Genomic DNA, 13463 nt, shown 5'->3' with positions numbered 1-13463 from the left:
CGGGTGCACGTGGTTTCGGACGTTCACGGCAATGTCGAAGATCTCAAGCGAGCCGGTGATGGCGCGGATGCCTTGGTAGTGCTCGGTGACCTGATCGATTTCGTCGACTACCACGAACACCACAAGGGAATTCTCGGCGCCGTGTTCGGTCCGGAGAAGGTCGCGCGGTTCGCCGAACTCCGCCGAACTCGCGGTTCGGAACTCGCGTCCTACGCCCGTTCACTGTGGGCGAGCCTGTCCGACCCCAAGCAGGTCGTCGAGGACGCGGTCCGGGAGCAGTACGCGGAGTTGTTCGGTGCGATGACCGCGCCTACGTACGTGACCTCGGGAAACGTCGATGTTCCGCATCTGTGGTCCGAGTTCGCCAGGGAGGGCGTCCACTTTCTGGACGGTGAGTCCATCGAGATCGGCGGCCTCCGCTTCGGGTTCATCGGTGGCACCCTCCTCCCACCGGGCGGTTCGTTGCGCACGGACGCGGCGTGGGTACCGCATCTGCGCCACGAGGACGAGTTCAATCGGGCCTTGGCCGGCATCGGGCCGGTCGACGTGCTGTGCAGTCACTTGCCACCGGCTGTGCCGGACCTCCTCTACGACGTCGTGGCCCAGCGTGCCGAGCACGGTTCGAAGAAGCTGCTCGAACGGATCAGGCACGACGAGCCGAGGTGGTCGCTCTTCGGTCACGTGCACCAGCCGCTGGCGCAGCGCTACCGGATCGGCCGCACCGAATGCGTCAACGTGGGGCACTTCAAGCGCACCGGCCGACCACACGTGCTGACCTGGTGATCGGAGGATCGGTCCGCTCGTCCCACCACCGGTGGCAGATCGCGAAATCCCACCTCCTGGCGCCGCTGCTGGTGGGGGCGACCTGTAATCTGCGCGCATGGTCGATCAGTCCACCCAGTCCATCGTGATCGAGGCACCAGCCGCGGAGATCATGGCGGTGATCTCCGACTTCGCCGCGTACCCGGAGTGGGCGGAGGCGGTCAAGGAGACCGAGATCCTCTCGGCGACCTCCGAGGGAACGGCCGAAAAGGTCCGCTTCGTGTTGGACGCCGGCGTGGTCAAGGACACCTACGTCAACGTGTACGACTGGGCGCCCGACGGGTTGTCGGTGAGCTGGACGCTGCAGGAAGGGCAGGTGCAGAAGGCTCAGCACGGCACCTACCAGCTGACCCCGCGTTCGGACGGCACGACCGAGGTGACCTACAGCTTGGCGGTGGATCTGGCGATCCCGATGATCGGCATGTTCAAGCGCAAAGCCGAGAAAATGATCATGGATACGGCGTTGAAGGAACTCAAACGCCGTGTCGAGAGCTCGCGCTGATACCCATCCTGCCCGAAGAGGCGGCCCGTGCGAATCCTTCTGTTCACCGGAAAGGGCGGCGTCGGTAAAACGACCCTCGCCGCTGCCACTGCGGCGCACCTGGCAGACCTCGGTCGCAAGGTTCTGGTGGTCTCCACCGACCCCGCGCACTCGCTGGCCGACGCCCTCGGTACCGGACTCGATCCCGAGCCGAAAGAGATCGACATGTCCGGTTCCGACGGCCGGAGCGCGCTGCACGCTGCCGAGGTGCACACGCGTGCGTTGCTGGACCGAACCTGGGACGAACTCCGTGAACACCTGCGGACCCTGTTGGTCGGTGCGGGCGTCACCGAGCTCGAAGCCGAGGAGCTCACCTCCCTTCCCGGCGTCGAAGACCTGCTGGCGCTGAGCGAGGTCCAGCGCCTCGCGGACGGCGACCTGTGGGACACCGTGATCGTCGACTGCGGCCCGACCGCCGAGACGTTGCGGCTGCTGGCCCTGCCCGAATCCCTCGCCGGGTACCTGGAGCGATTGTTCCCAGCGCATCGGCGCGTCGTCCGCGGCTTGTTGGCCGGCGTCGCGGGCAGCGACAACGTCGAACAGTGGGACGCGGTGGCCGACGCGCTCGGGCGCCTCGCGGAACGCCTCGGAGGACTCACGAACATGCTCGGCGATCCGGGCACGAGCGTGCGCCTGGTGTTCACGCCCGAAGCGGTCGTGGCGGCCGAGACCCGCCGAACGTTGACCGCGCTGGCATTGCAGCAGATCACCGTGGACGGGTTGGTGGCCAACCGCGTCGTGCCGCATCCCGGCTCGGCCTCTGGTACGTCGGCGGCCTGGCTGCGTACGCGGCGCGAGGAGCAGGAGAAGGTGCTCGACACGCTGTGGACCGCGACGGAACTGCCGGTCCGCACCGTCGAACACCGGGCGTGCGAACCGGTCGGGGCCGAAGCGCTCCGGGAGCTCGGCGCCGAGCTCTACGCTGATCAAGACCCGCTGGCAGGTGCGGACGCCGCTCCGTTGATGGAGGTCACCGGTGGTGGCCGTTCCCTGTCGTCCGAGTACGGGCTGCGGATTTCCCTGCCGTTGCACGAGGACGCGGAACTCGACCTCGCGAGGATCTCCGACGAGTTGGCCATCACAGTGGACGGTCGGCGACGGCTCGTGGCGTTGCCTTCCGTCCTGCGCCGGTGCGTGGTCACCGGAGCGGTGGCGGGCGACGATGGCCTGACCGTGACCTTCCGCCCCGACCCGGACCAGTGGATGCGGTGAAGCCTGATGGATGCGAACCGGACCGACGGCGCGAGCGATGCCCGGCGGGAGGAGATGACCGAGGAGTTCCGACGGTTGCTCGATGCGGCCGCCACCCGCGCGGAGGAGTATCTACGCGGTCTCGGTGAGTCCGAGGACGAAGACGTGACTCCGAGCTGCTCCACCGCCTGCGGCTGGTGTCCGGTGTGCGCACTAGCCGCGGCGCTGCGCGGCCAGCGGACCGGGAACACGACGCGGATGGTCGAGCAGATGACAGCCTTCGTGCGACTGCTGCGCCAGGCCCTGGCCGAACACGCCGCCCGGCAAGCTTCCGAGCGATCGGGTGCTGCGGATCCGGAGTCCGGCGAAGCGGCCGCGCGGGGACGGGCGGGTGCCTCGGACAAGGTTCAGCGGATCGATGTGCGACGGGTGAGCGGCAGCGTGGTGCGAACCCCGGCGGCCGGCCCGGAGGATGCTGTGCCGGATGCGGCGTCGGGTGCGGCGGAATCCGCCAACGACTGGGGCCGGGAGAGGCCGTGCTGACCATCGGATTGGACCTGGGCGGCACCAGCTTGCGGGCCGGTGTCATCACCCCGCAGGGCGAAGTGCTGGCGACGCACCGCGTGCCCACCCCGTCCTCCGCGTCCGAGCTCGACTCGGCGGTCGTCGATGCCGTCCGCGGGCTCGCCGATCGCTACCCGGTCGCAGGGGTCGGACTTGCTGTGGCGGGATTCGTCAGCGAGGACCGGCGGATCGTGCGTTTCGCACCGCACCTCGCCTGGCGCCACGCCGAGGTCGCCGACGACATCGCCCGCAGACTGGGGATGCCTGTCTTGCTCGAACACGATGCGAACGCGGCCGCTGTCGCCGAGCACCGGTACGGCGCGCTGGCGGGTTCGCGCGCGGGAGTGCTGGTCGCGGTGGGAACAGGTATCGGTGGCGCCCTCGTGATCGACGGGCGGCTGTTCCGGGGCGCGTACGGCGTGGCACCCGAGCTGGGACATCTTCGGTTGGTGCCGGACGGGCGGCCGTGTCCCTGCGGAAAGCGAGGCTGCTGGGAGCGCTACTGCAGCGGCACCGCCCTGGTCACCACCGCGCTGGAGCTGCTGGAGACCGAGCCGGCGGACACCCCGTGGGCGCGTTCGGCACGAGCGGAGCCGGGTTCGGTCACCGGAGAACAGGTCGCGTGCGCGGCCGAGGACGGTGACCCGACGGCGTTGCGCGCGATGGCGGAGTTGTCCCGGTGGTTGGGCGAAGGACTGGCGCTGATCGCCGACGTCTACGACCCGGACGTGGTGGTCATCGCGGGAGGCGTGTCCGGTTCGGGCCACCTCTTCCTCGACGGAGCGCGTCGCCGCTACGAGGACACGATCACCGGCGCCGGGAATCGGCCATTGGCCGAGATCCGAACGGCCGCCCACGGTGCGGAAGCCGCGATCATCGGTTCCGCCGTCCTGGCGCGGGAACACGTCGCGGCGACCATCGATCACGCGGTCTGGTGAGTCGGGACGGTGCCGCCCCGTACCGGAGTAGTGCGGCATCTCCGGTGTTCAGAGCTGGCCCGGTGTTCAGAGCTGGCCCGGTGCCTCAGAGCTGGGCACCGTCGTCATCCGGATCCGGTGGGCTCTGGCGGATCCGGAACAGCAGCCACGAGATACCCGCGCTGATCGCCACGAGCCCCATGGGGAGGGCGACGGTGCTACCCAAGCCGGCCAGGCCCGGAACCAGCAGTAGGACGACGCCTATCCCGATCACCGCGATGCCGCCGATCGTGGTGGGGCGGGGTGGCGGCATCGGGGGAGGCTCCGGCGGGTCGTAGTGCCCTTCGTCCTCGGTGAACGGCGTCCAGTCCCGGGGCCCGGCCGGTTCCGCAGGCTCGATGGGAGATGCCGCGGACTCCGGCCGGGGTTCCACGGCGGCCGAACCGGTCGACGCCCCGTCCGTCCTGCCGGTGTCCGTCTCCGCCCTGCCGGTGTTCGCCTGCTCACTGCCCGCGTCCTCGGCGGGCCAGCGAGACATGGGGGCGTCGCGCTCGAGACCGGCCACGATCTCGGCGAATGCGGCGTCGATGTCCTCGGGACCGTCGGCGTTGTCATGGCGCGTGCTCATGCGGCTTCCTCGACACGCTCGCTGTGGATCCTGCGGTTCGTCCCGACGCTACCGGTCGGTCTGCTCGGTGCGCCGTCTCCGGAAATGGTCGTCGCGTGGAGGTCGGATAGCAGCATGCCTGCATCGCCGGGCCCGTAGTGGGTCCACGGTTCGGCGCCGGGCAGTACGGGCACCGCAGCCTCCTTCGCCATCGGCACGCCTGCGTGGGGTTATGGTCGCACGCATACGGAGTTCATGGTGTGAGCGTTGCCGGATCATCCTCACGTGGGGGCGCATTGTGCCCGAAATGCGGGCTCCGTAGGCTGAGCAGGGAACTCGGGTGACAGGGAGGCAGCGGCGCGGTGCTGTACTGGGTGATGAAGCACTTTGTGCTGGGTCCACTGATGAAGCTGTTCTGCCGACCGAGTGTCGAGGGCGTCGAGAACGTTCCCTCGTCGGGCGGTGCGATCCTGGTCAGCAACCATCTGGCTGTCGCGGATTCGTTCTACATGCCGCTGATGATGCCGCGTCGGGTGACATTCCTGGCCAAACGGGAGTATTTCACCGGCAAGGGACTCAAGGGAAAGCTCAAGAAGTACTTCTTCTCCGGTGTGGGACAGGTGCCGATCGACCGCTCCAGCGGGGCGGCGGCGCAGGCCGCTCTCGACACGGGGGTTCGCCTGCTCGACGAGGGCAGGCTGCTGGGCGTCTATCCGGAGGGAACCAGGTCGCCCGATGGCCGGTTGTACAAGGGCAAGACCGGTGTGGCCCGGATGGCGCTGGAAGCCGACGTGCCGGTGATCCCGATCGCGATGTTCGGCACCGACAAGGTCAATCCGCTCGGGTCCAAGATGTGGCGCCCGTACAAGGTTCGGATCAAGGTCGGACCGCCGCTGGACTTCTCCCGGTACGAAGGTCTGGCCGGTGACCGCTTCGTCGAGCGCTCGATCACCGACGAGATCATGTACGCGCTGATGGAGCTGTCCGGACAGGAGTACGTGGACGTCTACGCGGCGAAGGCCAAGGACGATCTCGCGGCTCAGGGCAAGCACGTCGCGGGCTGGTCCGAGGACGACACCGCGTCGAGGCGCATGCCGGATTCCAAGGCCGGTTGAGCGGGTTCGCTCCGTCTCCAGGGGTGTCGAATCGTGTGCTCCGCAGGCGCATAAGCTTGACCGGTGCGGTTTTTCTACGACTGCGAGTTCATCGAAGACGGACAAACCATCGAGCTGGTGTCGATCGGCATGGTCGACGAGTCCGGTCGCGAGTTCTACGCAGTATCCACCGAGTTCGATGCCGGTCGTGCCGGTCCATGGGTGCGGCAGCACGTCTTGCCGCAACTCCCACCGCCGGCGTCTTCGCTGTGGCGGTCCCGCTCGCGGATTCGGGAGGACCTCTACTCCTTCTTGACCGCTCGAGGCGGCGACATCGAGCTGTGGGCCTGGTACGCCGCCTACGACCACGTCACGCTCGCGCAGCTGTGGGGGCCGATGCCCGCACTGCCCTCAAGAATCCCCAAGTTCACCCGTGATCTGCGTCAGCGGTGGGAGGACGTGGGCAAGCCGAAGCTGCCTTCGCCGCCTGCCAACGCGCACGATGCGCTGGCCGATGCCAAGCACAACCTCGAGCGGTGGAAGGTCATCGAGGACCAACAGAGCCGAAAGGGTTACCCGCTGAGCTGAAGATCGCCCGGTGGGCGCGTAGTTGCCTTGCTGCACCGATCCAGTCCGTGACAGGCTTCACTCGGGGAGATCCAGGTCACGTTCGATGGATCGATGAGGAGGCGGCTACATGCCGGCTGGAACGCGTATCGGAGTGCTGACCGGTGGCGGCGACTGCCCCGGTCTCAACGCGGTGCTGCGCGCGGTCACGCGCAAGGGCATCTCGGTGTACGGGTACGACGTCGTGGGCTTCCGCGATGGGTGGCAGGGCCCGATCGAGGGGCGGACGAAGCCGCTGGGGCTCGATTCGGTGGAGGAGATCCTCAGCCGGGGCGGCACGATCCTGGGAACTTCGCGCACCAACCCGTACAAGGTCGAGAACGGTGTGGATCGGATCAAGGCGACCCTCGACGAACAGGGCATCGAGTCGCTGATCGCGATCGGCGGGGAGGACACCCTGGGCGTCGCCCAGCAGTTGGGGGCGGACGGCGTTCCGGTGGTCGGTGTTCCGAAGACCATCGACAACGACCTCGGCGCCACCGATTACACCTTCGGATTCGACACCGCGGTGCACATCGCCACCGAAGCGCTCGACCGGCTCCGCAGCACAGCGGAGTCCCATCACCGTGCGCTCGTCGTCGAGGTGATGGGACGGCATGCGGGTTGGATAGCACTGCACTCCGGGCTCGCCGGTGGGGCCAACGTGATCCTCGGGCCGGAGAAGCGATTCAGCGTCGAGCAGGTGTGCGACTGGGTCCGGCAGCGGTTCGAGCGCCAGTACGCACCGATCATCGTGGTCGCCGAGGGAGCTGTCCCGGACGGCGGCGAAGAGGTGTTGCAGGCGGGGGAGAAGGACGCCTTCGGGCACGTGCGACTGGGTGGCGTCGGCACCTGGCTGGCAGAGGAGATCGCGAGCCGCACCGGCGAGGAATCCAGGGCCGTGGTGCTCGGTCACACCCAGCGAGGCGGCACGCCGACCGCCTACGATCGGGTGCTGGCGACCCGGTTCGGGCTGCACGCCATCGACGCGATCGGTGAGCGGGACTTCGGCAAGATGGTCGCGCTGCGCGGTACGGACATAGTCCGGGTTCCGTTGGAAGAAGCCACCGCCAGCCTCAAGACCGTTCCGCTCGAACGCTATGCCGAAGCCGAGGTCCTCTTCGGGTAGGCGCTCGCACGGCGTGCGGTTCCTCGCGGTCGGCACCTGCCGGACGGCGCGGAACCGCACGGACCGAGTCGCCGGGAGTGTCGCCGGCAGTACTGAATCGAAGTGTGCTCTGATCGGGCTTCTGCGTTCATATTGTGGGACTGCTCTCCCGGATGAATGAGCAGGACGGGGACCGCCTACGCTGGGGGCGTGAACTGGAGCGTTGACGTACCGGTGGATACCCTTCCCGAACTGCCTCCGCTGCCGCCCGAAATGCGTTCGCAACTTGACGACGCGCTCGCGCGGCCCGCGGCCCAGCAGCCGGAGTGGCCGAACCCGGACCAGGCACAGAACGTGCGGAAAGTGCTGGAAAGCGTTCCGCCGGTAACCGTGCCTTCCGAGGTCGAGCGCCTGCGGGCGCAGCTCGCGGCTGTCGCCCGGGGCGAGGCGTTTTTGCTCCAAGGCGGCGACTGCGCGGAAACGTTCGCGGACAACACCGAGGCGCACATCCGGGGCAACATCCGGACTCTGCTTCAGATGGCGGTCGTGCTCACCTACGGAGCGAGCATGCCGGTGGTCAAGCTCGGGCGTATCGCGGGCCAGTACGCCAAGCCCAGGTCGAATCCGTTGGATGCGCTCGGTCTGCCGAGCTACCGGGGCGACATGGTCAATTCGCTGGTGGCCACCGAGGAAGCGCGGGAGCACGACCCGGGCCGCCTGATTCGTGCCTATGCCAACGCGAGCGCCGCGATGAACTTGTCCCGGGCGCTGACCAGCGGTGGCATGGCCGCGCTGACCAAGGTCCACGACTGGAACAAGGACTTCGTACTGAACTCACCGGCCGGTGAGCGCTACGAGTCCGTCGCGGCCGAGATCGACCGCGGTCTGCGGTTCATGGCCGCTTGCGGCGTCGATGACTCGAGCCTGCACACGGTCGACTTCTACGCGAGCCACGAGGCTCTGGTGCTCGACTACGAGCGCGCGATGCTGCGGCTCGACTATTCGCACGAGTCTCCGCGGCTCTATGATCTCTCCGGCCACTTCTTGTGGATCGGCGATCGGACGCGGCAGCTCGACGGTGCGCACGTGGCGTTGGCCGAGCTGATCTCCAACCCGATCGGTGTGAAGATCGGGCCGTCGACGACACCGGAGGCGGCGGTCGAATACGTGGAGCGGCTGGATCCGCACAACGAGCCCGGGCGGATCACGCTGATCAGCCGGATGGGCAACGGCAAGGTACGGGATCTGCTGCCTCCGATCGTGGAGAAGGTCACCGCGTCCGGACACCAGGTGGTGTGGCAGTGCGATCCGATGCACGGCAACACCCACGAGGCGAGCACCGGGTACAAGACCCGGCACTTCGACCGGGTGGTGGACGAGGTCCAGGGCTTCTTCGAGGTGCACCACCGGCTGGGCACCCATCCCGGCGGGATCCACATCGAGCTCACCGGTGAGGACGTGACCGAGTGCATTGGCGGTGCGCAGGACATCTCCGACACCGACCTCTCGGGTCGTTACGAGACGGCTTGCGACCCGCGGCTGAACACTCAGCAGTCGCTGGAGCTCGCTTTCCTCGTGGCCGAGATGCTCCGGTCGTGAATCGTCCGAGCCGGTCCGGCAGGCCCGGCTGAACCTCGTCGGCGAGACGATCGCCCTCGTCGACGGCGGTGAAATCCTTCGAGCGCCCCGTTCCGGCTTCTCCGGAGCGGGGCGCTTCCGATTCGGTGCTCCGGCACTGTGGCTGCCCGGAAGATGTCCGTGTGGGACCAAGTGGTCTGGTCAGGTAACCATCAGCCGACGGTGGCGGTTCAGGCCGAGACCGAGAACCACAGGTGTCAGCGAGGTGCCTCAGTGGATCGCCCGCGATGTGTCGCCCCGGTCCTCGGTGGGCACCGGCGGACGAGCCGCGTCGATATTCGGTGGGTGGCTGTTCGTCGGTGCGGAAGACCGGCCGGCTGCACGCGGGCTCAAGCCGAGCGGGTCGAAGCGGAGCAGCGACAGGGCACCGACGATCGCGGCAGCGACCCCGAAAGCGACGAACGGCCAGTTGTACATGGCCTGCTCACCGTCGGGGTAGTAGGCGAACGCGAGTACCACCGAGCCGCCGACCACGTAGGGCAGCGCCTGCCTGCTCCACGGCAGCGCGCTTGCCAGGGCCAACCCCCAGGTCAGATACCACGGCAGCACGGTCGGCGAGAGCAGCGCGGCCGCGAACAGCACGAGGGCCGCACGACGAATGGTGTCCACATCTCCCGCGCGCGCCCGCCACCACTGGCGCACCGCCAGCACCGCGAGCGCGACCGACCCCAAGGTCCGGCCGATGTCGATGAAGATGCCCGGATTCACGTCGACGAACAGGGAAACCACGCCGTGGACCGCCTGGCCCAGCCCGGTGGGCATCGAGAGGTAGTTGACGATCTTGCCGGGTGCGGACAGGGCGGGAAGCCACCCGAGGTCGACTTTGGCCAGGGCGGTGCAGGCCGCGAAAACCACGGCGAACACGGTCAGCGCGGGAAGGAGAGCGCGGACGAACCGTTCCCAGAACGATCCGGAGAGCCGGGACGCCCACACCCACACCAGAAAGGGCAGGAGTAGTCCGGCCGTTGCCTTGATCGCCATCGCCAGGGTGACCAGTGCTATGCCGCCCGCGTGTCGCCCGTCCAGCAGCATCAGGGTGCCGACGGCGAGCAGGCCGATCATGAGCATGTCGTTGTGCGGTCCGCCCACCAGGTGAACCACCGTCATCGGACTCGCCGCGGCCAGCCAGAGCGCGGTGGGCAGGTCCCCGCCGAGGTGGCGGACCAGCCCGGGTAGTGCGAAGATCAGCATCCCGAGCCCGATCAGCAACACCAGGCGCATCACGATGATGTTGGAGATCATGCTGTCTCCTGCGAGCAGGATGACGCCTTTCGAGATCCCGATGAACAGCGGGCCGTACGGGGCGGGGGTGTTCTGCCAGGTGGGGTGCACGTTGTCGGGAATGGGGCCGGTGAGCGCGGCCGGGCCGATCGCGTACGGGTCCATCGCGTGCAGGGCGAGCAGTCCCTGGCCGAGGTAGCTGTAGACGTCCCGGGTGAACATCGGCGGTGCGATCAGCATCGGCGCTGTCCAAGCCGCGGTGGCCAGAAGCACGCCACGTGAGCCGACGAGCCGGGCGAGCACTCCGCGTCCCAGCCGGATCCAAGCCCAGACAAGCAGTCCGAACCCGATGTAGAGCACCGCGGTGGCGAGGTCCTTGCCATGTCCGTAGCGCATGGCGGAAAGCGGACCATCCGACAAGATGGGATCGGTCACCAAAGTGCCAGCGCCGCCGAGGGCGCCGATCAGCAGCAGCAGCGCGCCGATCGTGCCGAGGGCGATGGTGCGCAGCGGAAGCGAGTCGTGCCGGTCTTCGGAGATCGCCGTGACCACGGCGCGTGGTGGCGTCTTCGAACGTTCGTCCGGTTTCGACCGGTTCGGAATCGACTGGCTTCCGGTTGTGGTGGTGTGCTCGGTGGGGGCCATGGTGGCCCCAATGCTTCCACATGCGCTCAGTGGCCCTGTCCTGACCAGTGAAAGTTATTCCGCTGAAATAATTGCCCCCGGAATGGGCGGGTTGATCACGGTTCGTGTTTGTCCAGGTGGGGACGCAGATGGGAGAACCGTGCTTACTCTTCGTTACATGCTGAGTCGATTCGGCTCGGACTAATCGAGTGATTTTCGCCATGCCGGATGACAGTATGGCGGCAATCCGAACGCGCCCCACATCGAAGGGCGCTCGACGCCGGAATCAGCACGACCGTGCCGGGTCGATCCGCGAAATCGGCGTCACCAAGGCCGTGCGACCAAGGCGGCGCCCACGAGGGCCGCGCCCACCGGGCCACCAGCCCCGGGCCGCGGTGATGACGACCGCACGCTCAGATCGCGTTGACGTGCACCGTCGACCCCGGTTCCACCTTGCTTCCCGCGAGGGGGAACTGGCCGAGGACCAGACCGTTCTCCCGGTTGAAAAGGGACCGGACTTTCAGTTTCAACCCCAGCTCGGCGATCTGGCGTTCGGCCTCCACGAGACGGACGCCATTGAGGTCGGGGACCGTCACGGCATTCGAAACGACAACACCCACCTTGGGGCGGCCGACGAGTTGCACCTCGGTTCCGGGGCTGGGAGTCGTGCTGATCACGTGGTCACGCGGGACGTCGGAATCGAACTTCCTGGCGGCTTCGTGTGGTTCGAATCCCGCCTCGCGCAACGCAGCGAACGCCTGCTCCTTGCTCGCACCGGTCACGTCCGGCACCGGAACCGGTTCCGGGCCCTTGCTCAGCACGACCGTGACTTCGCTGCTGATCTCGACTCGGCTGCCCGCTTCCGGGGAGACACCGAGTACTTTCCCCTCGGGAACGGTGGGGTGGTACTGGTTCGCGGCCTCGTCGAGGCGCGGGCGGAGCTTGGTGTCCCGCAGCACGCGCTCGGCCTCCTCCACGGAGGCGCCCTCGGCGATGGACGGAACCTGTGGTCGGCCTTGCGAGACGACGAGCTCGACCTCTTCGCCGGTGGAGACGTGGGAACCCTGCCCCGGTGAGGAGCTGATCACCGTGCCATCGGGAACGGAGTTGTGGTACTCCCGAGTGATCCGGGGAGTGAGTTCCGCGCCGACCAGCGCGTCCCGCGCCACCGACTCGCTCTTGCCGACCACCGTGGGAACCTCCACGGAGCGGACGTTGCCGAGCCACCAGGCGGTCCCGCCGATGAGCCCGGCGAGCAGCAGAACAGCAAGGGTGACCACCGCGAACTTGCGGCGACTACGTCGGCGTTGTTGCTCCTGGGCAGGTGCTCGGGCAGCGCGAGGCTCGGGTTCTGCGGCCTCCACAGCGCTGAGATTCTGCGTCTGCTCGGCGTCGTCGACCGGACGGCGCATGGCGCGGGTTCCCCGCGGGCCTCCGGTCGAGTGGAACTCGTCGTCCGAGGTCGTCATCGGGCTCGTTCCCACCTGGGGAAACCGCTCGGTGGGCGGCTCGTCGCCGAGGTCGGCGGGGAGCATTTCGGCAGTACGGTCGTCGCCGGCCGGGACCGGGACCGGTACCGGTTTCAGGTCCAGGACGTCCCGCACCGCCTCCACCTCGGCCAGGAAGGCCTCGGCGCTTTCCGGCCTGGCGGACGGTTCCCGGCGGGTCGCGTGCACCACGAGGTCGTCGACGGGCCCGGGCAGTTCGGGGGCCTGCTCGCTCGGGGCGGGGACATCATCGTTGACGTGCCGGTAGGCCACCGACAGCGCGGTGTCGCCGGTATAGGGCGGGCGCCCGGTGAGCATCTCGTAGAGCACCACCCCGGCGGCGTAGAGGTCGGTACGCGCATCGGCCGCGCCGGTGGTGACCTGCTCGGGGGAGAGGTAGGCAACGGTCCCGAGGATCACGCTGCCGCTGGTGGTACCTGCGGAGGCCGCCGCGCGCACCAGGCCGAAGTCGGCGACCTGAACCGAACCGTCCGTCCCGATCAGCACGTTCTCGGGCTTGATGTCCCGGTGCACCATGCCCGCGTTGTGCGCGGCCCCGAGCGCCGAGAGCATCGGCGTCAGCACGCTCAGCGCGAGCGGCAGCGGCAGGCTGCCCCGGTCCAGGATCAGATCGCGCAGCGTGCAGCCCTCCACGAGCTGCATCACGAGGAAGACGTGGTCGCCCTCCGCCTCGCGATCCACGCCCTGGTCGTAGACGGCCACGACGTTCGGGTGGTGCAAGCTTGCCGCGGAACGGGCCTCCAGCACGAACCGGTCCACGAAAGATCGATCACCCGAGTACTGCGCGTCCATGACCTTGAGCGCCACCGGCCGCTGCAGTCGGGTGTCCAGGCCACGGTAGACCGCCGACATGCCGCCTCGCGCGATCAGCGAGTCGACCCGGTACCGACGCTCCAGCATGGCTCCCACGAGGTTGGAGCCGTGCCCGGGTCGTGTCTCAGGGGTCATCGTCCGCCTACCGTAGAACGCTGGTTGCCTGCGCGATTCTTCCAGGGATGGCCGAAAGGTCGCCGACCGCCACG

13 protein-coding genes are annotated in these 13463 nt (G+C 68.0%); 9 read left to right on the top strand and 4 right to left on the bottom strand.

Going from position 1 to position 13463, the window contains the following annotated elements:
* Positions 1-3 precede the first annotated feature (3 nt).
* The 5 genes from ACYVAN_RS05355 to ACYVAN_RS05335 all read left to right on the top strand — a co-directional run bounded on the left by ACYVAN_RS05355 (position 4) and on the right by ACYVAN_RS05335 (position 4056).
* Complete coding sequence (locus ACYVAN_RS05355; RefSeq protein WP_460956380.1) at positions 4-783, top strand: metallophosphoesterase family protein; 780 nt, start codon at positions 4-6, stop codon at positions 781-783.
* 97 nt (positions 784-880) lie between these two features.
* Positions 881-1324: an SRPBCC family protein gene (locus ACYVAN_RS05350; RefSeq protein ID WP_460956248.1), complete on the top strand. Its 444-nt coding sequence runs from the start codon at positions 881-883 to the stop codon at positions 1322-1324.
* Between the two features lie 27 nt (positions 1325-1351).
* Positions 1352-2575: an ArsA family ATPase gene (locus ACYVAN_RS05345; protein WP_460956246.1), complete on the top strand. Its 1224-nt coding sequence runs from the start codon at positions 1352-1354 to the stop codon at positions 2573-2575.
* Positions 2576-2581: 6 nt separating this feature from the next.
* On the top strand, positions 2582-3097 hold the full coding sequence (locus ACYVAN_RS05340) for a hypothetical protein (RefSeq protein WP_460956244.1): 516 nt from the start codon (positions 2582-2584) through the stop codon (positions 3095-3097).
* A complete protein-coding gene (locus ACYVAN_RS05335; RefSeq protein ID WP_460956242.1) occupies positions 3091-4056 on the top strand; it encodes an ROK family protein in 966 nt (321 codons plus the stop codon). The genes ACYVAN_RS05340 and ACYVAN_RS05335 overlap by 7 nt, the downstream gene beginning before the upstream one ends.
* 85 nt (positions 4057-4141) lie before the next feature.
* On the opposite strand, the gene ACYVAN_RS05330 is transcribed toward ACYVAN_RS05335, so the two are convergent.
* The gene (locus ACYVAN_RS05330; RefSeq protein WP_460956240.1) at positions 4142-4663 is read right to left on the bottom strand and encodes a hypothetical protein; all 522 of its coding nucleotides are present in this window, start codon (positions 4661-4663) and stop codon (positions 4142-4144) included.
* The gene (locus tag ACYVAN_RS05325; RefSeq protein WP_460956238.1) at positions 4660-4836 is read right to left on the bottom strand and encodes a hypothetical protein; all 177 of its coding nucleotides are present in this window, start codon (positions 4834-4836) and stop codon (positions 4660-4662) included. The genes ACYVAN_RS05330 and ACYVAN_RS05325 overlap by 4 nt, the downstream gene beginning before the upstream one ends.
* A 183-nt stretch (positions 4837-5019) precedes the next feature.
* Between ACYVAN_RS05325 and ACYVAN_RS05320 the strand changes: the two genes are divergently transcribed.
* From ACYVAN_RS05320 to ACYVAN_RS05305, 4 genes are all read left to right on the top strand, one after another.
* Complete coding sequence (locus tag ACYVAN_RS05320) at positions 5020-5757, top strand: lysophospholipid acyltransferase family protein (RefSeq protein WP_460956236.1); 738 nt, start codon at positions 5020-5022, stop codon at positions 5755-5757.
* 63 nt (positions 5758-5820) lie between these two features.
* Complete coding sequence (locus tag ACYVAN_RS05315) at positions 5821-6324, top strand: polyadenylate-specific 3'-exoribonuclease AS (RefSeq protein WP_460956234.1); 504 nt, start codon at positions 5821-5823, stop codon at positions 6322-6324.
* 109 nt (positions 6325-6433) lie between these two features.
* Positions 6434-7471, top strand: coding sequence for a 6-phosphofructokinase (locus ACYVAN_RS05310; RefSeq protein WP_460956232.1), 1038 nt, complete (start codon positions 6434-6436; stop codon positions 7469-7471).
* Between the two features lie 189 nt (positions 7472-7660).
* The gene (locus ACYVAN_RS05305) at positions 7661-9049 is read left to right on the top strand and encodes a class II 3-deoxy-7-phosphoheptulonate synthase (RefSeq protein WP_460956230.1); all 1389 of its coding nucleotides are present in this window, start codon (positions 7661-7663) and stop codon (positions 9047-9049) included.
* Between the two features lie 249 nt (positions 9050-9298).
* Here ACYVAN_RS05305 and mptB read toward each other — a convergent pair whose 3' ends face one another.
* Positions 9299-10954, bottom strand: coding sequence for a polyprenol phosphomannose-dependent alpha 1,6 mannosyltransferase MptB (mptB, locus tag ACYVAN_RS05300; protein WP_460956228.1), 1656 nt, complete (start codon positions 10952-10954; stop codon positions 9299-9301).
* A gap of 392 nt (positions 10955-11346) precedes the next feature.
* Positions 11347-13389, bottom strand: coding sequence for a Stk1 family PASTA domain-containing Ser/Thr kinase (pknB, locus tag ACYVAN_RS05295; protein ID WP_460956226.1), 2043 nt, complete (start codon positions 13387-13389; stop codon positions 11347-11349).
* Positions 13390-13463: the final 74 nt, after the last annotated feature.

The sequence above is a fragment of the Parasphingorhabdus pacifica genome (assembly GCF_054779195.1).
Note: the sequence above shows the minus strand (reverse complement) of the source record. Positions and strands in the feature narration are given on the sequence as shown.

What these genes read in the sequence shown, in the direction of transcription:
- ACYVAN_RS05350 (WP_460956248.1), top strand. Translation starts at nt 881, where the DNA reads ATGGTCGATCAGTCCACCCAGTCCATCGTGATCGAGGCACCAGCCGCG.
- ACYVAN_RS05320 (WP_460956236.1), top strand. Translation starts at nt 5,020, where the DNA reads ATGAAGCACTTTGTGCTGGGTCCACTGATGAAGCTGTTCTGCCGACCG.
- pknB (WP_460956226.1), bottom strand. Translation starts at nt 13,389, where the DNA reads ATGACCCCTGAGACACGACCCGGGCACGGCTCCAACCTCGTGGGAGCC.
- ACYVAN_RS05330 (WP_460956240.1), bottom strand. Translation starts at nt 4,663, where the DNA reads ATGAGCACGCGCCATGACAACGCCGACGGTCCCGAGGACATCGACGCC.
- ACYVAN_RS05340 (WP_460956244.1), top strand. Translation starts at nt 2,582, where the DNA reads ATGGATGCGAACCGGACCGACGGCGCGAGCGATGCCCGGCGGGAGGAG.
- mptB (WP_460956228.1), bottom strand. Translation starts at nt 10,954, where the DNA reads ATGGCCCCCACCGAGCACACCACCACAACCGGAAGCCAGTCGATTCCG.
- ACYVAN_RS05310 (WP_460956232.1), top strand. Translation starts at nt 6,434, where the DNA reads ATGCCGGCTGGAACGCGTATCGGAGTGCTGACCGGTGGCGGCGACTGC.